This window comes from Achromobacter insuavis, from assembly GCF_902859645.1.
In the GTDB taxonomy this organism is placed as follows: Bacteria; Pseudomonadota; Gammaproteobacteria; order Burkholderiales; family Burkholderiaceae_B; genus Achromobacter; species Achromobacter insuavis.
On record NZ_CADIJR010000001.1, the window covers coordinates 284,317 to 306,533 of the forward strand.

General features: G+C 66.7%; 18 protein-coding genes. 13 read left to right on the plus strand and 5 right to left on the minus strand.

What is annotated here, in order from left to right; genetic code table 11:
- The first annotated feature begins 49 nt into the window (after window positions 1–49).
- The 5 genes from H0523_RS01330 to H0523_RS01350 all read left to right on the plus strand — a co-directional run bounded on the left by H0523_RS01330 (window position 50) and on the right by H0523_RS01350 (window position 5,200).
- Window positions 50–1,045, plus strand: coding sequence for an ABC transporter substrate-binding protein (locus H0523_RS01330; RefSeq protein ID WP_054433424.1), 996 nt, complete (start codon window positions 50–52; stop codon window positions 1,043–1,045).
- Window positions 1,042–1,836, plus strand: coding sequence for an ABC transporter permease (locus H0523_RS01335; protein ID WP_054433423.1), 795 nt, complete (start codon window positions 1,042–1,044; stop codon window positions 1,834–1,836). The genes H0523_RS01330 and H0523_RS01335 overlap by 4 nt, the downstream gene beginning before the upstream one ends.
- The gene (locus H0523_RS01340) at window positions 1,829–2,512 is read left to right on the plus strand and encodes an ABC transporter ATP-binding protein (RefSeq protein WP_054433422.1); all 684 of its coding nucleotides are present in this window, start codon (window positions 1,829–1,831) and stop codon (window positions 2,510–2,512) included. The genes H0523_RS01335 and H0523_RS01340 overlap by 8 nt, the downstream gene beginning before the upstream one ends.
- A 94-nt stretch (window positions 2,513–2,606) precedes the next feature.
- Window positions 2,607–4,736 (plus strand): TonB-dependent receptor family protein, encoded by a 2,130-nt coding sequence (locus H0523_RS01345; RefSeq protein ID WP_054433421.1) that lies wholly within the window; start codon window positions 2,607–2,609, stop codon window positions 4,734–4,736.
- 20 nt (window positions 4,737–4,756) lie between these two features.
- Window positions 4,757–5,200 (plus strand): CopD family copper resistance protein, encoded by a 444-nt coding sequence (locus H0523_RS01350; RefSeq protein ID WP_054461155.1) that lies wholly within the window; start codon window positions 4,757–4,759, stop codon window positions 5,198–5,200.
- Between the two features lie 39 nt (window positions 5,201–5,239).
- Here the strand turns inward: H0523_RS01350 and hxsA are convergent, their stop codons facing one another.
- Genes hxsA through hxsB form a run of 3 tightly spaced genes read right to left on the minus strand, consistent with a single transcriptional unit; the run spans window position 5,240 to window position 8,465 of the window.
- Window positions 5,240–5,893, minus strand: coding sequence for a His-Xaa-Ser repeat protein HxsA (gene hxsA, locus H0523_RS01355; protein ID WP_082380370.1), 654 nt, complete (start codon window positions 5,891–5,893; stop codon window positions 5,240–5,242).
- Window positions 5,890–7,029, minus strand: a complete 1,140-nt coding sequence (gene hxsC, locus H0523_RS01360; RefSeq protein ID WP_082404695.1) for a His-Xaa-Ser system radical SAM maturase HxsC — start codon at window positions 7,027–7,029, stop codon at window positions 5,890–5,892. The genes hxsA and hxsC overlap by 4 nt, the downstream gene beginning before the upstream one ends.
- A complete protein-coding gene (gene hxsB / locus H0523_RS01365; protein ID WP_054433419.1) occupies window positions 7,017–8,465 on the minus strand; it encodes a His-Xaa-Ser system radical SAM maturase HxsB in 1,449 nt (482 codons plus the stop codon). Before hxsB ends, hxsC begins: the two co-directional genes overlap by 13 nt.
- A 304-nt stretch (window positions 8,466–8,769) precedes the next feature.
- On the opposite strand from hxsB, the gene H0523_RS01370 reads away from it, so the two are divergent.
- The 7 genes from H0523_RS01370 to H0523_RS01400 all read left to right on the plus strand — a co-directional run bounded on the left by H0523_RS01370 (window position 8,770) and on the right by H0523_RS01400 (window position 19,409).
- On the plus strand, window positions 8,770–9,276 hold the full coding sequence (locus H0523_RS01370) for a sigma-70 family RNA polymerase sigma factor (RefSeq protein WP_049055481.1): 507 nt from the start codon (window positions 8,770–8,772) through the stop codon (window positions 9,274–9,276).
- Window positions 9,273–10,262 (plus strand): FecR domain-containing protein, encoded by a 990-nt coding sequence (locus H0523_RS01375; RefSeq protein ID WP_054433418.1) that lies wholly within the window; start codon window positions 9,273–9,275, stop codon window positions 10,260–10,262. The genes H0523_RS01370 and H0523_RS01375 overlap by 4 nt, the downstream gene beginning before the upstream one ends.
- 68 nt (window positions 10,263–10,330) lie before the next feature.
- Complete coding sequence (locus H0523_RS01380; protein WP_054433417.1) at window positions 10,331–12,760, plus strand: TonB-dependent siderophore receptor; 2,430 nt, start codon at window positions 10,331–10,333, stop codon at window positions 12,758–12,760.
- A gap of 117 nt (window positions 12,761–12,877) precedes the next feature.
- Complete coding sequence (locus H0523_RS01385) at window positions 12,878–13,405, plus strand: sigma-70 family RNA polymerase sigma factor (protein ID WP_054433416.1); 528 nt, start codon at window positions 12,878–12,880, stop codon at window positions 13,403–13,405.
- 6 nt (window positions 13,406–13,411) lie between these two features.
- Window positions 13,412–14,362 (plus strand): FecR domain-containing protein, encoded by a 951-nt coding sequence (locus H0523_RS01390; protein ID WP_054433415.1) that lies wholly within the window; start codon window positions 13,412–13,414, stop codon window positions 14,360–14,362.
- Between the two features lie 88 nt (window positions 14,363–14,450).
- Entirely contained in the window at window positions 14,451–16,895 is a 2,445-nt protein-coding gene (locus H0523_RS01395) for a TonB-dependent siderophore receptor (protein WP_054433414.1), read from the plus strand.
- A gap of 99 nt (window positions 16,896–16,994) precedes the next feature.
- On the plus strand, window positions 16,995–19,409 hold the full coding sequence (locus H0523_RS01400) for a TonB-dependent siderophore receptor (protein ID WP_054433413.1): 2,415 nt from the start codon (window positions 16,995–16,997) through the stop codon (window positions 19,407–19,409).
- A 31-nt stretch (window positions 19,410–19,440) separates the two neighbouring features.
- Here the strand turns inward: H0523_RS01400 and H0523_RS01405 are convergent, their stop codons facing one another.
- Together H0523_RS01405 and H0523_RS01410 are read right to left on the minus strand one after the other, a co-directional pair.
- Window positions 19,441–20,367, minus strand: coding sequence for a FecR domain-containing protein (locus tag H0523_RS01405; protein WP_054433412.1), 927 nt, complete (start codon window positions 20,365–20,367; stop codon window positions 19,441–19,443).
- 27 nt (window positions 20,368–20,394) lie between these two features.
- On the minus strand, window positions 20,395–20,901 hold the full coding sequence (locus H0523_RS01410) for a sigma-70 family RNA polymerase sigma factor (protein WP_054433411.1): 507 nt from the start codon (window positions 20,899–20,901) through the stop codon (window positions 20,395–20,397).
- 246 nt (window positions 20,902–21,147) lie between these two features.
- Between H0523_RS01410 and H0523_RS01415 the strand changes: the two genes are divergently transcribed.
- Complete coding sequence (locus tag H0523_RS01415) at window positions 21,148–22,203, plus strand: hypothetical protein (protein ID WP_054433410.1); 1,056 nt, start codon at window positions 21,148–21,150, stop codon at window positions 22,201–22,203.
- Window positions 22,204–22,217: the final 14 nt, after the last annotated feature.

Below are 22,217 nucleotides of genomic sequence, written 5' to 3' on the forward strand. Positions count from 1 at the left end.
GGCGTGAATGGGAGAATTTTAAACGATAACAATTCCCATTTGAAATCCAATGAAAAACACCCTGACGCGCCGCCATTTCTGCGCCGCGATCGCCGCCGCGGCGCTGCTGCCGGGTTGGGGCGTGGCCCGCGCCCGCCCGCGCGCCACGCTGACGCTGGCCGGACCCGGCGCCGTGGTCAGCTACCCGTTGATGCACATGGCCGCGACCGGCGCCCTGGCCGGGCAGGCGGATTCGGTGCGTTTTCGCCTGTGGCAGAGCGCCGACCAGTTGCGCGCGCTGCTGGTGAACGGCGACGTCGACTTCAGCGCCGCGCCCAGCACGCTGCCGGCCCTGCTGCGCAACCGCGGCCTGCCGGTGCGCCTGCTGAACATTTCCGTCTGGGGCATTCTCTGGCTGGTCAGCCGCGATCCGGCCATCCAGTCGTTCGAGGACCTGGCCGGGCGCGAACTGGCGGTGCCGTTCCAACGCGACCTGCCTGCCGTGCTGCTGGACACGCTGCTTGAGGCCCAGGCCGCGCGAGGCCTGGCGCCCGTCAAGCTGCGCCGCACACGCGACGGCCAGGACGCGATCGCGTTGATGCTCGGCGGTCAGGCCGAACACGCGCTGCTGGTGGAGCCCATGGCGTCGCTGCTGTTGTGGCGTGCGCGGCAGCAGGCCGGCGCGCCCGCGCTGCATCGCGGCCCCAGCCTGGAGCAGGCCTGGCGCGCCGCGTTTCCCGCGCAGCCGTCCCTGCCGCAGGCGGGCGTCATGGCCGCCGTCGGCGTGGCCGACGACGCGGCGCTGTGCCAGGCGGTCGACGCGGCCTATGCGGCCTCGGCGCGCTGGTGCATGGATCACCCGGCCGAATGCGCGGCGCTGGTGCGAGAGCATCTGCCGCACATGCCGCAGGCCGCGCTCGAAGCCGCCATCCGCCAGACGCGCCTGCAGAGCCGCAGCGCGCGCGAGGCGCGGCCCGAGATCGAAGCCCTGTACCAGTTGCTGGCCAACCGCTATCCCCAAGCCATCGGCGGCGGCCTGCCGGCCGTCGGCTTCTACGGACCATGAGCGGCCCCTCTTCGTCGCGCCTGAACGCGCCCGTCCTGCGCACCTCGCGCGCCTGGAGCGTGGCCGGCGTGTTGCTGCTGGTGCTGGCCTGGCATCTGGCCGCGCGCCAGCTCGGGCCGCTGCTGATGGCGACGCCCTGGGAGGCGCTGCGCGTCATCGGCCCGCTGGTGCGCAGTCCGCAGTTCTTCGCCAACGCTGGCGTCAGCCTGATGCGCATTGGCGTGGGCGTGCTGGCTGGCGCATCGCTGGGCTTCACGCTGGGCATGCTGGCCGGCCACAGCGCCCGGCTACGCGGCCTGATCGAGCCGTTGCGCTGGCTGTTGATGGCGATGCCGCCGGTGGTCGTGGTGGTGCTGGCGATGCTGTGGTTCGGGCTGGGCTCGTCGATGGTGATCTTCATCACCACGTTGATGATGGCGCCGGGCATGTACGTCAACACCGTCAAGGGCATGCTGCACGTGGACCGCAAGCTGATCGAGATGACGCAGGTCTACCGCTATGGCGCATGGTTGCGCCTGCGGCACCTGTACCTGCCCGCGCTCAGCGCGCCGTTGCTGGCGGCCCTGCTGATCGCCGCCTGCGGCGGCGTGCGGCTGGTGGTCATGGCCGAGGTGCTGGGGGCCGAGAACGGCGTGGGCTACGCGCTGGCCAATGCCCGCGGCACCTTCGACACCGCCGAGCTGTATGCCTGGGTGCTGCTGATCCTGGGCCTGGTGGCCTTGCTGGAGTTCGTTTTCCTGCAACCGCTGCAGCGCCGCCTGGGGCGCTGGATGGAGCCGAGCCATGCTTGAGCTGCGCGGCCTGTCCCTGCGCTACGGCGCGCAATCCGTGCTGCGCGATGTCGACCTGCGCCTGCGGCCGGGCGAGCGGCTGGGGCTGATCGGCCCCAGCGGCGCCGGCAAGAGCAGCCTGTTGCGCCTGGCCGCCGGCCTGGCGCGGCCCAGCGCCGGCGTCTTGCGCAACGATTTCCGCCACGCCGTGCTGATGTTCCAGGAACCGCGGCTGCTGCCCTGGCGCCATGCGCTGGACAACGTGGCGCTGCCGTTGCGCGCCGCCGGCCATGCGCCCGCCAGGGCGCGGGCGCTGGCGGCGCAATGGCTGTCCCGCGTGGGCCTGGACGCGGCGATGCAGGCGTGGCCCGGCGAGCTGTCGGGCGGCATGGCGCAGCGCGTCGCCCTGGCCCGCGCGCTGGCGCTGGGGCCGGACCTGTTGATGCTGGACGAACCCTTCAGCGCGCTCGATCCGGCGTTGCGGCGCCAGCTGGCCGTTTGTTGCCGCGACGAGCTGGCCCGCAGCGGCGCCGCCTTGCTGTGCATCAGCCATGACCCCGAGGAATTGCTGGGCCTGGTCGACCGCTGCGTGCTGGTGCGGCAGGGCCGCGTCATGCCGATCGAGCCCGATGCCGGCGGCGGCTTGTCCGCCGCGCGTTTGCGCGCGCTGTTGCTGGAGGCCGGCGCCGCACCTTGATACGGGTGTTACCAGGGTTTCCCGCCGTTCCGATTTCTCCGTTCGCCGGCCTTGCCATGAACGTTTTCTTTCCTTGCCACGTGGAAGTATTCGCATGACGTCCCCCCTCCTGCGCCAGTTGGCGTCCAGCCTTACCCTGGGTGTGCTCGGCCTGTCCGCGGCCCATGCCCAGTCCCAGCCCCCCGCCGCGGCCGGCCAGGCCGTGCCGTCGCTGTCGCCGGTGATCGTGTCCGGCGAGTCCGCCACGCGCGGGCTCGACCCCGGCCCCCAGCGGGTCCGGGCCGAACAGCAGGCCGTGCCGGGCGGCGCCAACCTGATCCTGCCGCAGCAGGAGGTGCGCCTGATCACGCTGCGCGACGCGCTCGACTACCAGCCCGGCGTGGTGGTGCAGGAATTCTTCGGCGGGCTGGACCAGCCGCGCTTGAACATCCGCGGTTCCGGCATCCAGAGCAATCCGCTCAGCCGCGGCATCCTGTTGATGCAGGACGGCCTGCCGCTGAACGATGCGGACGGCTCCTTCGTCATCAGCCTGCTGGAGCCGCGCAATGCCGGCCTGATCGCCGTGCGGCGCGGCGCCAACGCGCTCTCGCCCGGCGCCACGACGCTGGGCGGCGAGGTCGATTTCCAGTCGCTCACCGGCACCCAGAGCGACCAGGTCCGGCTCGGCACAGGCAGCTTCGGCACGCGTTCGGTCACGCTGTCCAAGGGCTTCGAGGACGAGCGCCTGGATGGCCGCTTCAGCTTCGGCTACGACAAGTCGGATGGCTACCGCCATCACTCCGCGTCCGAACGTTCGAGTTTCCAGGGCAACCTGGGCTTTCGTCGCGGGACCTTCGAGAACCGCACCTATCTGTCATACACCGACCTCAAGTTCGACATTCCCCAGCCGGTGCCCAAGGCCCGCATGTATGCGGATCCGCGCGGCGTGCTGGGCGACGGCAATTCGCCGCAGGACCTGGCCAACAACGTCTACAACCGCGATCCGCACCGCGACACCAGCCAGTTCCGCATCGCCAACCGGAGCTATTGGGGCGGCGATGACCTGAACCAGACCGCCGGCCTTTATTGGCAGCGCACCAACGACGACTTCACCAATCCGCAGGTCGCCAACGTCACCGACGGCGACACCTACGGCCTGGCGTGGCAATTGGCCGGCAAGGCCGGCAGCGTCGACTACCGCATCGCGCTGGACTGGCAGCGCAGCGACATGGACCGCGACCTCTACGCCATCCGTCCGGCGGATGGCCGCCGCCTGCAGCGCTTCGGCAACTATGCGCTCACCGCCGAGAACCGCAGCGCGCTGGTGGGCCTGGACTGGCATGTCACCGGGCAGCTCAGCCTGGTCGGCGACCTGAAGTACACGCAGGCGGTGCGCGACGCCCGCGAGCGCGGCAGCGGCAAGACCCTCGACCAGGACTGGAACTACGCCACCCCGCGCCTGGGCATCGTCTGGCAGCCGGCGCAGACGCAGCGCTGGTATGCCAACGTCAGCCGCAGCAACGAGGCGCCGACCTTCTGGGAGATCGTCAACGGTGAAGTGCCCGCGCCGATGAACCCCGCCACGGCCGTGACCTCCATGAGCAAGCTCGACCTGCAGCGCGCGCTGACCTACGAGGTGGGCGGCGATGGCACCTTCGCCGTGGCGGGCCGCGACCTGCGCTGGACCGTGTCGCTCTATCGCAGCCGGGTCGAGGACGAACTGATGTCCGTCACCAACGCCAACGGCACGCCGGCCGGCACCTACAACTATCGCGGCCGCACCCGCCACCAGGGCATCGAGGCCGGCCTGTCCGGCAGCCTGCCCGCGCCGGGCGACGGCCTGCTGGACTACCGCGTGGCCTACACCTTCAGCGACTTCCGCTTCCGCGACGGCGAGTTCCAGGGCAACCGCATCGCCGGCGTGCCGCGCCACTTGCTGAGCGCCGAGTTGATGTATCGCAAGGGCGGCTGGCGCGTCGGGCCCAACCTGCGCTGGCTGATGAGCGACACTGAAACCAACCACGCCAACGCGCCGGGCACGCAGCAGAATGCCTATGCGCTGCTGGGTTTCAAGATCGCTTACGAGCATGACGCGCACTGGAGCGCCTTCTTGCAGGCCGACAACCTGACCGACAAGACCTACGCCAGCAGCTACGCCATCCGCAACAGCGCGACGGCGGCCATGCCGATCTTCCTGCCGGGCAACGGCCGGGCGTTCAGCGCCGGCGTGGCCTACCGCTTCTGACGACTTATCCGGGCACCGCCATGAACACCTATCCCTTGCTGTTGATCCTGCACCTGCTGGCCGCCTTCGTCTTCGTCGGCACGGTGACTTTCGAGGTGCTGTTCCTGGAACCGGTGCACCGGCGCCTGCCGCCGGAGGTGCGCAAGGCGCTTGGCGCCCAGCTCGGCCCGCGGGTGCGGGGGACGGTGCCGTGGGCCGTGCTGGCGCTGTATCTGGCCGGCCTGGGGCTGGCCTGGCAATACCGCGGCGTGCTGGCGCATCCGGCCGGCTCGCCGCTGGGCATCCTGCTGTCGGTCAAGATCGCGCTGGCCGTGAGCGTGGCGGCGCACGTCGTCACGGCGCTGGCGCTGTCGCGCAAGCGGCGGCTGACTCCGGTATGGCAGCGGCGCGTGCATCTCAGTGTGTTCTGTCACATGATCGGCATCGTGGTGCTGGCCAAGGCGATGTTCTATGTGACCTGGTGACACGCTATTCAGCGTATCTCCAACAAGGGTCATAACGTTTTATCGTGCCACGACAACTCCCAGCGCGTTCATTGTTTCTGTGGTCATTAGACCGGTAGCTGGCAATGACTTGACTGTTTGAAAATGCTTGAGCGCGGCAGTCGTAGCAGGCCCTAATACGCCATTGATTGGACCCTCGTAGAGATGGAGTGAAGTTAGCTTTATCTGCACGCGGATGATTTGCAGTTTGAGTTTTTCGGAACGACTCAAATCCACAGTATCTTGCGATGCGCTTCCGCTTTTTTTTGAGGTGTCGCTTGCCGAGGGGTTGGCATTTGATCTTGGGGCTGATCCAGCACTTGGCACTCCGCCATTGCTTCCTGATGACGAGCCTGAAGGGGTGTAGAGTGGACTGGGTTTGGCAGGTGGAGATACCGGCGTGGCGGGAGCAGAGTAGTAGCCAGATGATCCGCGGCTACCGGAGCCGGAGTAATGTGAGCTATGGCTGGAGTGAGATCGGTGGCTTGAGTGCGATCGATGACCCGCAAACAGGTTGTCGTACCCAAAATTCAGAGGGCGCAGCGGCACAGCTTGCGGTTCATTGAGCGCATCTAATACGAGTTTTTCGGCAGACGGTGCCGCACTTATGGGTTTGGTCCCGATAGCGGTAAGTCCGGCAATAAATACACTAATGCTTTTTATGAAGCGACTCATGTCGCATATTCCTCGTTCAGAACTTTGATGACTTTGGACGGTTTCCAGCCACGTTCATGCCAGGAAAAAAATCCAGAACAATCCGGCTTCATGTCACAGGTGTCGCAGGTGGGGGTGTAAACGTTTTTCCAGTCCGAAATACTACGGTGAGCATGCCGCCGTAGCGGCTTCGACAAAGCGCATAGCGGTGTATTCATGAATAGAAAGGGGATTGAATGGCGGGTTAGCTGAAGGGCTGCTTGTTGAATGACGTTTTCCCATTCAAGCAGATCTACCTCGCAGTGCTCGCGATTGGCAAGTGCAAAGCCAATGGGTTCGCACGCCATTAACGCCACTTCCTTGACGAACGGCAAGTTTCGGCCGATGAACATGCAAAGTTCTGGAAGTACCTCCAGAACAGGGCGAATTAACACTATCCGAAGTTGAATAGGTTGGTGGTACTGCTGAAGATTGAGTAGCCCTGCAATAGTCTGTTCGAAGGCGCCCTGTGCTTGAACCACGAAGTCGTGTAGAAAGTCCGCATGTCCATACAGCGGTACTAACCAAGTTGTTGGTGTGTTCAAGCCGTCTAGCAGGAGTTTGCTCTGATCAGAATTAGCGAGTAGTCGACCATTGGTCAAAATTTCTACTCGGGTGCTTGGGTGCTTTTTTGTAAGGGAATCCAGTACCGTTCTGAGATGGGGGCCCAAGAGCAGAGGCTCTCCTCCACTAAGGCCGAGTACCGCTGGCGAATTCTCCATATGTCGTATTACGTCAATCACTTCCCGAACCATCCACGAGTCTTCTTGCGGGGTGGGGGGTTGTGAGCACATCAAGCAGTAGCTATTGCATCGGTTAGTCATCTGGAGACCATGATGCAAGTCTGATTCGCGATACAGGATGGAAGCTTCACATCGCTCTGGAGTGGCTGAGACAATGTCCCCGGACTGAAGGCCGATTGCATCCACCCACTCGACATTGGATAGGCCTGAAGCTCGATAGTGGGCAACTAAGTCTCGTTGTGACGGAGTGAGGGCCGGAATCAGAAATTGCAGATCGGGCTGCCATTGCGATGCCAATAGATCGGCGTCGACTATTCTCCACACATGGCGATCATTCGTTGCGTTCGGACCAAAAGCCGCTTTCAAACGTCGCATTGAATCGCCTCCGTTGCAATGACAGGGCGCGCCCATGAGTGGAACAAATCCAAGCGATCTGTGTCTGCTTCTCTTACTGCAGAAAAGAAATAGTCAAATAGCCATTGGTGCCGTTGACAATGCTCAGTGAGGTGGGGAGAAACCTCCATCTTGCCAAACTGGGCCTGAGCATCGACCGGATTTGGGGCACAGAATGTTTGGTACGCGCAATTCCGACAATCGGACATCAACTCGACTTGACTGGAGGCAATCAGCATTTGTTGCACGTCGGAGTGCTTCAATGAGGCCAAGGTGGCCCCAATTGGGCCCAAACGAAGCGATGAATCTCCGCTTTCTGCCAGCATGCGGGCTTCGTCGCTCGGGTACACAAAGCCGTCGTAGTTGTAGACCAGGACACTCTGGCCCGCTCCCGTGGGACTTTGAAGGTCGACATATCCCGAGTCGAAGGGAGACAGGATCTTGTTCAGGATGATCGACGCGTAGACTTCGCGCAAAGCGATGCCTTGTTTGTTCCAATAAAAAACACGGTCAAGCGCGCGACGGTAAAAATCATAGAATTGAGTGGGCTTATATCCAAGCAGTAGCTGGTTGCGCTTGGCAAAGCCATAGCTGCTGAGCGGTCGAACAAAGATCTCCTGAAATCCAAGTTTTACGTACTCATCGACTATGGCCTCAGGATGAGCGAGAGAGGCCTTGGTTGTCGTCATCAATGCCGCCACTGCATCCTTTCCCAGCCTGTTTCTCGCCAGTTCGATTCCCGCAACGGTGCGTTCATAGGAGTTACGGCCGGGAATAGGTCGATTGCGGTTATGCAGTTCAGCCGGACCGTCGATACTTGTGGAGAGAAATACAGAATGTTGTGCAAGGAAATCGCACATGTCCGAGGTCAGTTGGTGGAGTGTCGAGGCGATAACGAATCGCAACTGTCGCCCTTCTGTTCGGTTCCGTTGTTGAATACGTATTACGGCTTCCTGTACCAAGTCGAACCGCAGTAAAGGGTCGCCTCCCTGGAATTCGATCGTCAAGGTTGGAGCCTTGCTTTCAAAAATGCTGTCACATGCTGCCAATAGGTCTTTGTGCAATATCGTGTGGCCCGTATCTGTCAACGATCGACTAACTTGGCAGTATTGACAGGAGTGGGCGCATTGCAAGGTGGGAACGATAATATGTAGGCTGGGACCACTCGTGACGGTCTCACGTTTGGTTGCCTGGCGCGAAGCCAACAGGCGACGAGTACCGCTTCCGCTCTGGCTTGCTATGAAGTAGCGCGCCTTCAGGTCTGCCTGCATCGACAGGGGGAGGTCAGACACTCGACCTTGCGCCAACAACTCGGCCTGTTCCTTGTTCAGAAAAACATAGTCACCAGCAGAGCTGACCGCCAACCACTCACCTGCGAGTGGCCTGGTCTGATAGGGCATTGTCTTTACGGCGTACATATTCACGCGCTTCTCCTAGCGCGGCTCCCATGGCCGGCACATCTAATTTTATTTAGCAACATAATTGCACATATTGGTTGCTAAATCTAATTGGAAATATCTTCTGGGAAAGTCTCTCGTTTTGGGTGCCACTGCGTTAGTGGCACTGATAGCAAGCTCAATCGCAGGCGCGTGATACCAGGCTACTTTTTTGAAACAACGGGGGACGGGACTCGCACTTGAAGTTTGGAAGTCGCTTATCTCCCAGCCTCTGATGCAATGTTGTAAATTGTAGTGATTCTCATCTCTGCCCGCGCGACCCCCCATGGCTGCCTCCGACCCCTCTCCGCAGCATCCCTTGCATACGCTCTACCAGGATCACCAGGGTTGGCTGCAAGGCTGGCTGCGCAAGAAACTGGGGTGCGCCCTGGATGCCGCCGACCTGGTGCATGACACCTACCTGCGGGTGCTGAGTCGGCGCGAACCCGGCGAGATCCGCGAACCCCGTTCGTATCTGGCCACCATCGCCCACGGGCTGATGGTCAACCACCTGCGGCGCAAGGACCTGGAGCGCGCCTACCTGGAAACGCTGGCGCAGTTGCCCGAGCCGCTGGCGCCGTCGCCCGAGGCGCGCGCGCTGGCGCTGGAAGCCCTGGTCGAGATCGATGCCATGCTCGATGGCCTGCCGGTGGCGGCGCGGCGCGCGTTCCTGCTGTGCCAGCTCGAAGGCATGACGCATGCCGAGATCGCCAGCACGCTGCGCGTGTCGGTGGGCTCGGTGCGCCTCTACATCGCGCGCGCCCTGCGCCAGTGCCTGGAGCTGGCGCCGTGAGCGCGAGCGGGGCGGGGCGCATCGATCCGCGCGCGCTGGATGGGGCGGTGGAATGGTTCCTGCGGCTGACGTCCGGCACCGCCAGCCAGGCCGACCACGAGGCCTGGCAGGCCTGGCGCCGCGCCGATCCCGAACATGAACGCGCCTGGCTGCGCACCGAAGCCCTGACGCGCCGCTTCGAGGCCCTGCCCAAGGGCGTGCTGCCGGTGCTGGGCCAGCCGCGCTCGGCCGGGCGCCGGCGCGCGCTCGGCAAGCTGGTGTTGCTGGCCAGCGCCGGCGGCGCTGGCTGGCTGGCGTATCGCGACGATGCGTGGCGCGGCTGGACGGCCCAGTACCGCACCGCCGTCGGCGCGCGCCGCGAGGTGATGCTGGCGGATCACAGCCGCATCGTGCTCAATGCCGCGACCGCCATGGACGTGCTGTTCGACGCCCGGCAACGCCTGATTGCGCTGCACGCCGGCGAGATCCTGGTCGAGACCTCGCCCGATCCGGCGCCCGTCGCGCGGCCGTTCATCGTGCGGACGCGCGAAGGCAGCATCACCGCGCTGGGCACGCGCTTCGTGGTGCGGCGCGACGATGGCGTGTCGACCGTGCAGGTGCTGGACGGGGCGGTGCGGGTGGCGCCCCGCGGCGCCGCGTCCGACCGCGCGCGGCAGGTGCCGGCGGGCATGAGCCTGCGCTTTGGCGACGGCATCGACGAGGGCCTGGCGCCGGTGGCCGGCGACCCGTCGGCCTGGCAGCGCGGCATGCTGCAGGTGGACGGCATGCCGCTGCGGACCTTTCTGGCGGAACTGCAGCGCTACCGCAGCGGCTGGATCGACTGCGCCCCGGAAGTGGCGCACCTGCCGATCTCGGGCGCCTTTCCGCTGGAGGACACCGACCGCGTCCTGGCCACGGTGGCCGACACGCTGCCGTTGCGCCTGCGCTACCGCACGCGCTACTGGGTATCGGTGCTGCCGCGCGGCGCCAGTGGAACGAATTTGTAACGCGATTAGCACTTTTCGCGCTTCGATTGGCTACGAGGGTAAGACCCACCGTGAGGAGTTACCCCGTCATGCCCCCGCGTTTCCCCCGCCTGCGCGCAAGCGCGTCCCGCCGCGCCGTGCGCGGCGCCCGCCTGTTCGCCTTGCCGCTGGCCGTCCTGGCCGCGCCCCTGCAGGCGCAGACCACCGCCGTGGCGATTGCGCCCGGCCCGCTCAGCGCGGCGCTCTCGGCCTATGCCGCGCGCGCCGGCGTCCTGCTGTCATTCGATCCGGTGCTGACGCGGGACTTGACGACCCCGGGGCTGAACGGCAGCTACGGATTTGAAGAGGGCTTGCGCCAACTGCTCCAGGGCAGCGGCCTGGAGCCCGTGCGGCGGGCCGATGGCGGCTACACGCTGCGGCGCGCGCCTGCCTCGAACGTGACCGCGCTGCCGGCCGTCACCGTGACCGGCAGCCGCGATGGCGACGCGCCCAGCGAAGGCACCGGTTCGTACACGACGCGGGTGGCCACCTCCGCCACGCGCATGGACCTGTCCCTGCGCGAAACCCCGCAATCGGTCAGCGTCGTCACGCGCCAGCAGATGGACGACCAGAACCTGGTCACCCTGGACGACGTGATGCGGCAAACGCCGGGGGTGGTCGCCGACAAGCTCGACGAGCGCGTCACCTTCACCTCGCGCGGCTTTGCCTTGAGCACCATGATCGACGGCGTGCCGACGTTCGCGTTCAAGACGCCGGCGGCCGAGATCGGCATGATCAACACCGTGATCTACGACCGCGTCGAGGTGGTGCGCGGCGCGGCCGGGCTGCTCAACGGCGTGGGCGAGCCGGGCGGCTCGGTCAACCTGGTGCGCAAGCGGCCCACCGCCGAATTCGCCGGTCACGCCACGGCGGGCGTGGGCCGCTGGAACAACTACAACCTGGAGCTGGACGTCGGCGGCCCGCTGAACGACAGCGGCAGCCTGCGCGGCCGGGTCATCGGCTCGCGCACCGCGGGCGACAGCTTCATCAACGACAAGAAGCGCTCCGACGACGTCTTCTACGGCATCCTCGAGGCGGATGTCGCGTCCAACACCACCTTGAGCCTGGGCTTCGAACACCAGAAGACCGCCATCGATGGCGCCAACTTCGGCCAGGCGCCGCTGTTCTACAGCGACGGCAGCCGCACCCATTTCTCGCGCTCGTTCAACCCCGGCACGCCGTGGAGCCAGTGGGACATGTACAGCGACAAGATCTTCGTCACGCTGGACCATCGCTTCGCCAACGGCTGGCGCGTCAAGATGGACGCCAGCCGCCTGAAGAACGAACGCAAGGCCCTCTGGGGCTACCTGTTCGAGTATTTCCCGGTCGAGCAGAATGGCGATTCGACCATCGAGATCCGCCAGAACCCGGCCACTTCGACCAACAAGTCGTTCGATCTCTACGCCACCGGCCCCTTCCAGGCGTTCGGCATGGAGCACCAGGCCGCGCTGGGCGTCAGCGTCAACGACTACACCAGCGAACTCAACCTGAATTCGGCCAATCCGAACGGCTGGGACCGGCGTCCACTGAACTTCTACCAGCTGCAGAGTTTTCCGAAGCCGAGCCGTTTCTACACCTACTTCAACACCTTCCTGGACGCCAAGGAAACCGCCGTATATGGTTCCACCCGCCTGAAGCTGGCTGAGCCGGTGTCGCTGGTGCTGGGCGGCCGCGCCACCTGGTATGAGGAAAAGTCCTCGTCCTACAACGGCCCCGCCAATCTCTGGACCACCAACCCCACCGCCAAGGTCAATGGCGAGTTCACGCCGTATGCCGGCACGGTGGTGGACCTGAACGACAACTTCTCGGCTTACGCCAGCTACACCCGCATCTTCATTCCGCGTTCGGAGCGCGATTCGTCGAACGCGCTGCTGCCGCCGCAGACCGGCAAGAACTACGAACTGGGCCTGAAGGGCGAGCACCTGGACGGCAAGCTCAACACCAGCTTCGCCGTCTTCCGCACCCAGGAAGCGAACGTGCCGGTCGAGGACCCCAGCGCGCCGCCGCTGCCCGATGGCAGCACGCCGTACCGGTCGGTGGCCGGCGCGCGCAGCAAGGGCTTCGAGGTGACGGTGGCGGGCGAGGTGGCGCGCGGCCTGCAGGTGATGGGCGGCTACACCTACTTCGCCAAGCGCGACAACGAGGGCGCGCTGCTGTTGCCCAATTATCCCGAACGCCTGTTCCGGGTGGCGGCCAGCTACCGGCTGCCGGGCGCCTGGAGCAAGCTGACGGTGGGCGGCAGCGTCAATTACCAGAGCGGCATCTACTACGACGAGTCGAGCGGCCTGGGCCGCGCCTCGCAAGGGGGCGTGACCCTGCTGGGGCTGATGGCGCGGTATGAGTTCAGCAAGCAGGTGACGGCGTCGATCAATATCGACAACCTGACCGACAAGCGCTACTACAGCGGGCTGGGCGGGTACAACGGCTACAACTACGGCACGCCGCGGAACGTGTGGATGAAGGTGAGCTACAGGTTCTAGGCCTCGCGACGCGGGTAGCCGTCGCGGCGGGAGTGGGAAGGCGGGCGATTGAACGCCTTCATCAATAATGATTACAATTCCCATTCCCGAAATTCACAAGGCGCTGACGCGACGGCCATGTCGTCCACGGAATCCCTGGAACACCGCGAGCTTGGCAGGCTGTACCGCGACCATCACGGCTGGCTGCGCGGCTGGCTGCTGCGGCGCCTGAACGTGCCGGCCGAGGCCGCCGACCTGGCCCAGGACACCTTCCTGCGGCTGCTGGCCTCGCCGGCGTCGATGGCGCAATTGCAGGGCGTGCGGCAGCCGCGCAGCTTCCTGGCCACGGTGGCGCAGCGCACGCTGGTCGACCACATCCGCCGCCAGGTGCTGGAACGCGCCTGGCTCGAAACCCTGGCGCAGCAGCCCGAGGCCTGCGCGATGTCGCCCGAGACCCAGGCCATCCTGCTCGAGACCATCCGCGAGATCGACGCCATGCTGCACGGCCTGGGCGACAAGGTGCGGCGCGCTTTCCTGATGTCCCAGCTGGAAGGGGCCAGCTACGCCGAGATCGCCGCCCGCCTGGGCGTGACGGTCAGTTCCGTCAAGAAGTACATGGCGCGCGCCACCGAGCATTGCCTGGTGTACGCGTTGGCCCGGCAGTAGGCGGCCATGGCGGACAAGACCATCGCCGCGGCGGCGCAATGGTACGCGCGGCTCTGTGCGGACGATGTCAGCGCGGCCGACCGGGCGGCGCATGGGCGCTGGCTGGCGGCCGACCCTGAACACGTGCGCGTCTGGGGGCAGGTGGAGCGCCTGCGCGGCACGCTCGGCGCGGCGCCCGCGCGCCTGACCGCCGACACCCTGAACCGCGCCGACCTGCATTTCTCGCGCCGCCGCGCGGCGCTGCGCAACGGACTGGGCGCGGTGGCGCTGCTGGGCGCCGGCGGCCTGGCGGCCTGGCGCACCCTGCCGATGGAGCGGATGCTGGCCGACTACCGCACCGGGGCGGGCGAGCGCCGCGAACTGCGGCTGGCGGATGGCACCTTGCTCTGGCTGGACAGCGCCAGCGCGGTCGACGTGACTGTCGACGCCGGCCAGCGGCGCATCTTCGTGCATGCCGGCGAGATCCTGGTCGATACCGAAAACGTCCGTCCCGGCCTGCCGCCCTTGCGCGTGCTCACCGCGCATGGCGCGGTGCGTCCCCTGGGCACGCGTTTCATCGTCACGCGGCAGGACGACCTGACGCGGGTCGCGGTGCTGCGCCATGCGGTGGCGCTGGAACCCGCGACGGGCGGCGCGCCAGTGATCCTGAAGGCGGGCGAGCAGGGCACGCTGGCGCCGGCGGGGGCGCAGGCGGCCGGCGCCATCACCGGCGAGCCCGACGCCTGGACGCGGGGCCTGCTGGTGGTCGACAACTGGCGCTTGGACGATTTCATCGCCCGGCTCGACCGTTATCGGCCCGGGCTGCTGCGATGCGACGATGCGGTGGCGGCGCTGCGCCTGTCGGGGGCGTTTCCGGTCGACGACACCGACCAGGCGCTGGCCGCCGTGACGCGCGCGCTGCCCGTGAACATCGTGCGCTTTACCCGTTATTACGTCCGCATCGTCGCCCGCCACTGATTTTTTTTTCGCTCGGCATTGTCCTTTTTCCGCGCTCGTCCGACTTAGCAGGGATTACGTCGGATCTGCCACACGGAAACCTGAGTCCATGCCTTCTGTCCCTTTGCTTCGTCACTCCGCCAAACTCGCGCCCCTGGCGCGCGCCGTTGTCATCGCCCTGACCGCCCTGGGCGCCACGCCGTCCGCGCAGGCGCAGGCCGTTCCCAGCGCGCAGGCGTCGCGCCACTACGAGGTGCCGCCCGGCCCGCTGGGCCTGGCCCTGAGCCGGTTCGCCGCCCAGGCCGGGGTGGTGCTGTCGTTCGACGCCACGCTCACCCAGGGCCGCCAGAGCGCCGGCCTGCAGGGCGACTACGGCGTGGCCGCGGGCCTGGCGGCGATGCTGTCGGGCACCGGGCTGGAGGCCGTCAACCAGGGCGGCAACCGCTATGGCCTGCGCGTCGCCAATGCGCAGACGCTGGCGCCGGTCGAAGTGCTGGGCGCGCGCGAACCCGCGCCCAGCGAAGGCACCGACTCGTATACGGTCGGCGTGTCGAACACCGCCACCCGGCTGCCGATGACGCTGCGCGAGACGCCGCAGTCGGTCTCGGTGATGACGCGCCAGCGGCTCACCGACCAGGGCCTGAACACGCTGGAAGACGCCATCGTCAACACCCCCGGCCTGATCTTCAAGAAGAAGGGCTCGGCCGACGACAACGAGAAGGGCCTGTATGCGCGCGGCATGGAGATCACCAACATGCAGGTCGACGGCGTGCCGACCCACAAGGACTTCAATGCCCTGGGGCTGGACACGGCGCTGTATGACCGCATCGAAGTGGTGCGCGGCTCCACCGGCCTGCTGAGCGGGGCGGGCAACCCGGCCGCCTCCATCAACCTGGTGCGCAAGCGGCCGACCCGCGAGTTTGAGGCCGGCGTCGGCGCCAGCATCGGGTCGTGGGACTACAAGCGCACCGAGTTCGACCTGGGCAGTCCGCTGGATGCGTCGGGCAAGCTGCGCGGGCGGCTGGTGGGCGCCTGGCAGGAGGGCGGTTCGTTCATCGACCGCGTCAAGCAGGATTCGCAGCTGCTGTACGGGGTGGTCGAGGCGGACCTGACCGAGCGCACCTTGCTGACCCTGGGCGCGGAATACCAGCGCAAGAAGTGCACGGCGTGCTCGTACTTCGGCTTTCCCGCCTACTACGCCGACGGCTCCAAGACCGATTTCCGCCAGCGGTTCAATTCCGCCACCAACTGGAGCCGCCAGGAACGCACGCGCTACAACGTCTTCGCCTCGCTCGACCATGAGTTCGCGCCATCGTGGAAGGGGTCGCTGACGCTGTCGCGCACCGGCGACGACAATGACCGCACCTATGGCTGGTTCAGCAGCAACGGCTGGGCCAACCCGCAGACCGGGCAGGGCGCGTCGGTCTGGGTCGCCAAATGGCCGATCCCCAAGACCCAGAACGCGCTGGACGCCAGCCTCAGCGGCGCTTTCGACGCGCTGGGCCGCCGCCATGACCTGGTGCTGGGCGTGAGCCTGTCGCGCACCAAGGCCGACTACGACACCTATCCGCTGTGGACCGCGCCCGGCTATGACCCGGTCATCCCGGACGTGCGCGCCTGGGATGGCGACATGCCGCAGCCGCAGTGGCAAGCCACCGGCAAGCGCTACTACACCGAGAAGCAGAACGCGGTCTATGGCGCATTGCGGTTGCGGCCGACCGACGCGCTGTCGGTGATCCTGGGCTCGCGCATCACCTGGTGGGACCAGCAGGCCTCGTACACCTACAACGACGGCTCGGCCTATCCGGACAACATGCGCGAGCAGGGCGTGTACACGCCGTATGCGGGCCTGGTCTACGACCTGACGCCGACGCTGTCCGCTTATGCCAGCTACACCAGCATCTTCCTGCCGCAGCAGGCCCAGACCGTGTCGGGCAGCGGCGTCGCGCCGATCAAGGGCAATACCTACGAGATCGGCCTGAAAAGCGCCTGGCTGGACGGCCGCCTGAACGGCGCGCTGGCGCTGTTCCGCACCCGCCAGGACAACTACGCCATGCTGGACGGCGACAAGCTGGCGCCCAATGGCGACAACGCCTATGTCGCCGCCAACGGCGCCGTGCTGCGCGGCGTGGAAGCCGAGCTCAGCGGCGAGCTCATGCCCGGCTGGCAGATGCAGCTGTCGTATGCCTACGTGGACCGCCGCCTGCCGACGGGCTTCACGACCCAGGTCGGCCTGCCGCGCCACATCGCCAAGCTCTACACCACCTACCGCCTGCCCGGCGCCTGGAGCGCGCTGACCGTGGGCGGCGGCGTGCGCTGGGAAAGCCAGAGCGGCTTTACCAGCCGCGGCCCCGGCGGCCAGCAATTGGATTCCTCGCAAAGCAGCTATGCGCTGGTCGACCTGATGGCGCGCTATCAGTTCAACCGCCAGTGGTCGGCCACGCTGAACCTGAACAACGTGCTGGACAAGAAGTACTACGCCAGCACCAACGTCTACAGCAATTACTACGGGGCGCCGTTCAGTGCGATGCTGGGGGTGAATTACCGCTATTGAAAGGAAGGGGCGCAGGAAAAAAAAGTGCGTGGGGCCTGATACCTTTTCCTTTCTCGGCTGGCATAGCAGGTATCTTCCCCAGTCCGAGAGGCTCATTCCATGCGTTCCCCCTCCGCCAGGCGCCGCCGCGCGATTTCCGTGGCCTTGCTGGCCGGCAGCCTGACCACGGGCGCGGCCGTCCACGCGCAGCCCGCGCCTTCTCCGGTCGACATCCAGGCCCGCCAGGCCTACGACATTCCGCCCGGCCCGCTGGGCAAGGCCATCGCTAGCTTCGCGCTGGCCTCGGGTCTGTCGCTGGCGTTCGAGCCGGCCTGGACCGACGGCCTGCACAGTCCCGGCGTGTCGGGCGAATTGAGTCGGGCCGAGGCGGCGCGCCGCCTGCTGGCGGGAAGCGGGCTCGAGATGGTGGCGCGCGCCGATGGCAGCTACACGCTGCGCAAGACGGTGTCCGACGCGACGACGCTGCCGGCCATCACCGTGACGGGCGCGTCGGGCTATGCCGGCGCCAATCCCTATCTGGTCGGCGGCGCCACCACCGCCACCAAGACCGCCACGCCCTTGATGGAGACGACGCAGTCGATCTCGGTGGTGACGCAGGAACGCATGGCGGCGCAGGGCGCGCAGACGGTGACGGACGCCTTGAGCTATACCGCCGGGGTGCACGCCAATGTGGCGGGCGACAATCCGACCGACAACACCCTGATGGTGCGCGGCTTCCAGCAGCTCACCACCAATGCCTTCACCGACGGCCTGCGCAACAACAACACCGGGTATTTCGCGCCCGAGCCCTACGGCATGGACCGGATCGAGGTGCTCAAGGGGCCGTCGTCGGTGATGTATGGCCAGGGCTCGCCCGGCGGCATCATCAATATCGTGTCCAAGCGGCCGCTGTTCGAGTCGCATCGCGAAGTGGGCCTGTCGACCGGCAGCAACAACCGGCTGCAGGGCACGATGGATATCGGCGACGTGATCGACGCGCCCGGGACGCTGGCCTATCGCCTGGTGGCGCTGGGCCGAAATGCCGACAGCAACATCGACGGCATCGCCGACGACCGCGTCTACGTGGCGCCCAGCCTGACCTGGGCGCCCAGCGCGCGCACTTCGGTGACGCTGCTGGCTTCGTACCAGAAGAACCGCAACCTCTTCACCAGCAATCTGCCGTACGCGGTGCTGGACGGCTCCAATCCCAATGGCCGCGTGCCGCGCCACCGTTCGCTCAACGAGCCGGGTTTCGACAAGGAGCAGGGCGAGCTGACCAACATCGGCTACGAGCTGAGCCATGCCTTCTCGGATGCGTGGACCTTCCAGCAGAACTTCCGCTACGGCCATTTCAAGGGCTATGAGGACCAGCTGTTCCGCAATAGCGGCGTGATCAACGACACCATGATCGCGCGCTACTACCAGCTGCGCACTTACGACAGCGATACGTATTCGGCCGACAACCGCCTGGTGGGCAAGTTCGCCACCGGCCCGCTCGAGCACACGCTGCTGGCGGGCGTGGACTACCAATACAACACGCGCAACGCCGATACCCAGACCGGCAATGCCCCGGCGATCAATATCTATCACCCGGTGCGCGTGGCCATCGACACGTCGCGCTATACCTCGCGGCTCAGCACGCAAGACAGCACCCGCCAACTGGGGGTGTACCTGCAGGACCAGGTCAAGCTGGACCGCTGGGTGGCGACGCTGGCCGGCCGCTACGACTGGGTCAACCAGCGCAACCGCAACCGCCTGCTGGGCACGCGCGCGGATTCGGCGGCCGAGGACTTCACCGGCCGGGCCGGCCTGGGCTATGCCTTCGACAGCGGCTTCTTCCCGTATGTCAGCTACAGCGAATCGTTCTCGCCGCTGAGCGGTTCGGACATCAATGGCGCGCAGTTCAAGCCGGAGACCGCCCGGCAGTACGAGGTGGGCGTGAAGTACCAGGCGCCGGGCTCGGACAGCTACGTGACCCTGGCGGCGTTCGACCTGCGGCGCCAGAACGTGCTGACGCCCAACCCGCAGAACACCTCGTTCAGCGTGCAGGAAGGCGAGGTGACCTCGCGCGGGATCGAGCTGGAAGGCGTGCTGCGGCCGCTGCGCGGCTGGAACGTGATCGCGTCGTACACCTACAACGACGTCGAAGTCACCAAGGACAATCCCAACTTCGCTGGGATGAGCAACAAGGGCAAGGCGCCGGTGCGGGTGCCGCGCCACCTGTTGTCGCTGTGGACCGACTACACCTTGTCCAGCGGCGCGCTGGACGGCCTGACGCTGGGCGCGGGCGTGCGCTACACCGGCACGACGTTCGGCGATGCGCAGAACACCTTCAAGGTGCCGGCCTACACGCTGGTGGATGCGATGGTGGGCTATGACTTCGGCCGCGCCACGCCGTCGCTCAGGGGCCTGAGCGCGTCGCTCAACGTGCGCAACCTGACGGACAAGTACTACGTGGCGGGCTGCTTCCTGAACAGCGCCTGCCTGCTGGGCGCGGGTCGCAGCGTGGTCGCCAACGTGACGTACAAGTGGTGAGCCGGGTGGCGGGGCCGCGTGGGGCGGGCCGTCAGGCCGGCCCCACCAGGATCCAGTAGCCGCCCAGGCGCGAGGCGATCGCCACCGGATAGGTGGCGGCCAGCATCGCCAGCGCGCGGTCGGTGTCGGCCAGCGGGAAGGTGCCGGAGACGCGCAGGCGCGCCACGGCCGGATCGCAGCGCACGACGCCCCTGCGGTAGCGCGCCAGCTCGGCCACCACGTCGCCCAGCGCCTGGCCATCGGCCAGCAGCATGCCTTGCGTCCAGGCGGTGGCGGCGGGGTCGAGCGGCGCGGCGTCGATGCCGCGCGCCGAGAAGTCGGCCTGTTCGCCGGCCCGCACCACGCGCAGGTCCTGGCCGGTGGTGACGCGCACGGCGCCCTCCTGTACCGCGAGCCGGGTGTGGTCTTCCTGCTGGCGCACGTTGAAGCGCGTGCCCAGGGCGCGCAGCACGCCGTCGCGGGTGCGGACTTCGAAGGGGCGGGCGTCGCCGGCGGTCTCGATGTGGATTTCCCCGGCGCGCAGCAGCACCGTGCGCTGGCTGGCGTCGTAGCGGATGTCGACCGCCGAGCCGGTGTTCAGCGTCAGGCGGGTGCCGTCGTCCAGGCGGATGTCGCGCCGTTCGCCGGTGGCGCTGCGGTAGTCGGCGGTCCAGCCCTCGGCATCGGACCAGCGCCAGGCGCCCCAGGCCGCGGGCGCGACGGCCAGCAGCGCGGCCAGCTTGGCCAAGGCGGCGCGGCGCGCGCGCGGCCGGTCCAGCGCCGGCATGGCGAGCGCGGCCGGCATGTCGCCCAGCCGGGCCATCAGGCGCTCGGCGCGCTGCCAGGCGTGCTCGTGGGCGGGGCTGCGCGCGCGCCATGCCATCCAGGCCTGGCGCGTCTCGGTGGAAATGGCGCCGGCATGCAGCGCCACCAGCCATTCGGCGGCTTCGTCCAGGAGGGGGTTGTCCGTGGCGTTCATGCGAGGTTTCCCAGTGGGCTCATGGGCCTATTCCATGCATTCCAGGCACAGGCGGAAGGCGCGCGCCATGTAGCGCTTGACCGTGATGAGGGACACGCCGATCTCGCGCGCGATGGCCTCGTAGGTCAGCCCCTCGATCTGCGACAGCAGGAAAGCGCGCCGCACCGGCGCGGGCAGGGCGTCCAGCATGGCGTCGATCTCGTGCAGGGTCTGCAGGATGATGAGCTGGCGCTCGGGCGAGGGCGCTTCGTCTTCGGGGACGCGCGCCAGGGCTTCCAGGTAGGCCTGTTCCAGCGCGCGGCGCTGGTACCAGTTGACCAGGATGCCGCGGGCCACGGTGGTGAGATAGGCGCGCGGCTCGTGCAGCACCGCCGGCAGGCGCGAATCGAGGATGCGGGCGAAGGTATCGTGGGCCAGGTCGGCGGCATCGCCGACATTGCCCAGGCGCCGCCGCAGCCAATGCTGCAGCCAGGCATGGTGGTCGCGGTACAGGGTATGGACTTGCTGCCGCGGATCGCAGTGGTCAGCCTCCATGGGCGTCTCCCGGGGGGGCTGAGGGGGCAGCCTAAATGCAAATAAGAGTTTTTCGCATTTTAGGAGATCCATCGCGTCCAGGCAATGCGGCGCATGGGGGCGATGGCGCGGATGTGGCGCCGACGCCGCGCCACGGTTCTGTACACTGGCCCGCGGGGCGATGCCCGCCGCCCGACCGCGCGCGATATCGCGCTCGCACACGGGGCTCGCCCTGCCTCCGACAACGATACTCTCCGGTTTTCCGCCATGTCCGCTACCCATGCCTCGCTTGCCGCCGCGCTCCGTTTCCCCGTCACCTCGGCCGACGATGTGGAAACCCTCGATGCGTTCTTCAAGCGCCCCGAGGTCCGCGCGTTCTACGAGGATGCGCAGGACCCGGCGCACACCGACGCCGGCCTGCGTTTCTGCGCCGAACTGCTGCCGACGCTGCATCCCAGCCGGGCGTCGGCGCTGGCGCTGATGTGCGGCTCGCTGGTGGAGGACGGCGCCGATCCCGTGCTGCTGTTCCCGACGTTGCAGGCGTTGCTGGGCCCGTGGCTGCAGACCCTGCGGCCGTATTGCGCGCTGGAGGTCGAGGAGGGCGACGCCGACGTGGAGGAGGCCGACCGCCAGGCCTGGAACGAGGCGGTGGCGCGGCTCGAAGCCATTCCGGAGGACCAGCGCTGGGAGCTCGATGCGCGCGTCGGCGCGATCGATACGCTGGTGCTGCCGATGATGGCCATGCTGATGCGCGACCAGCGCAATCACCAGGCCTTCGTGGCCGATGCCGGGCTGATGGACCAGCTGTACGCCATGACCACGCTCAACGACAACCTGCCGTTCGAGCAGCTGCATTACCTGTGGCTGGCCTCGCGCATCAGCTACGAGGAAGAGCTCGTGGTGGTGTTGCCCGCTTCCGGCACGGGCTTCGTGGCGCGGGCGCACGGCATCAACAACAATTTCCACGCCTTCACGCTGTTGCAGAACCTGATGCGCGACCACGTCCAGCCCCTGGGCGTGCGCCGCGAGATCGCAGCGCGCGAGCCGGACGCCGAGCGCGACAGCGCCGACTTCCAGTGGTTGCAGGCCGATGCCTATGCGAATGGCGCGCTGGTCAACGACATGCGCTTGGCCTGGGGCGAGGCGGCGCTGCGCGACAACCTGGCCAGGCACGGCAAGCGCGTGCTGATCGCGCTGGAAAGCGACGAGGGCATGAAGCGCAACTGGTCGGGCTTCAACGGCGCGATCCACGATGCGCAGCAGCCGTCGATGACGTTCACGCGCTACCTGACGCCGGACGAGGTGGCGGCGTATCTGGCGTGAAGGCGATAGTGTAG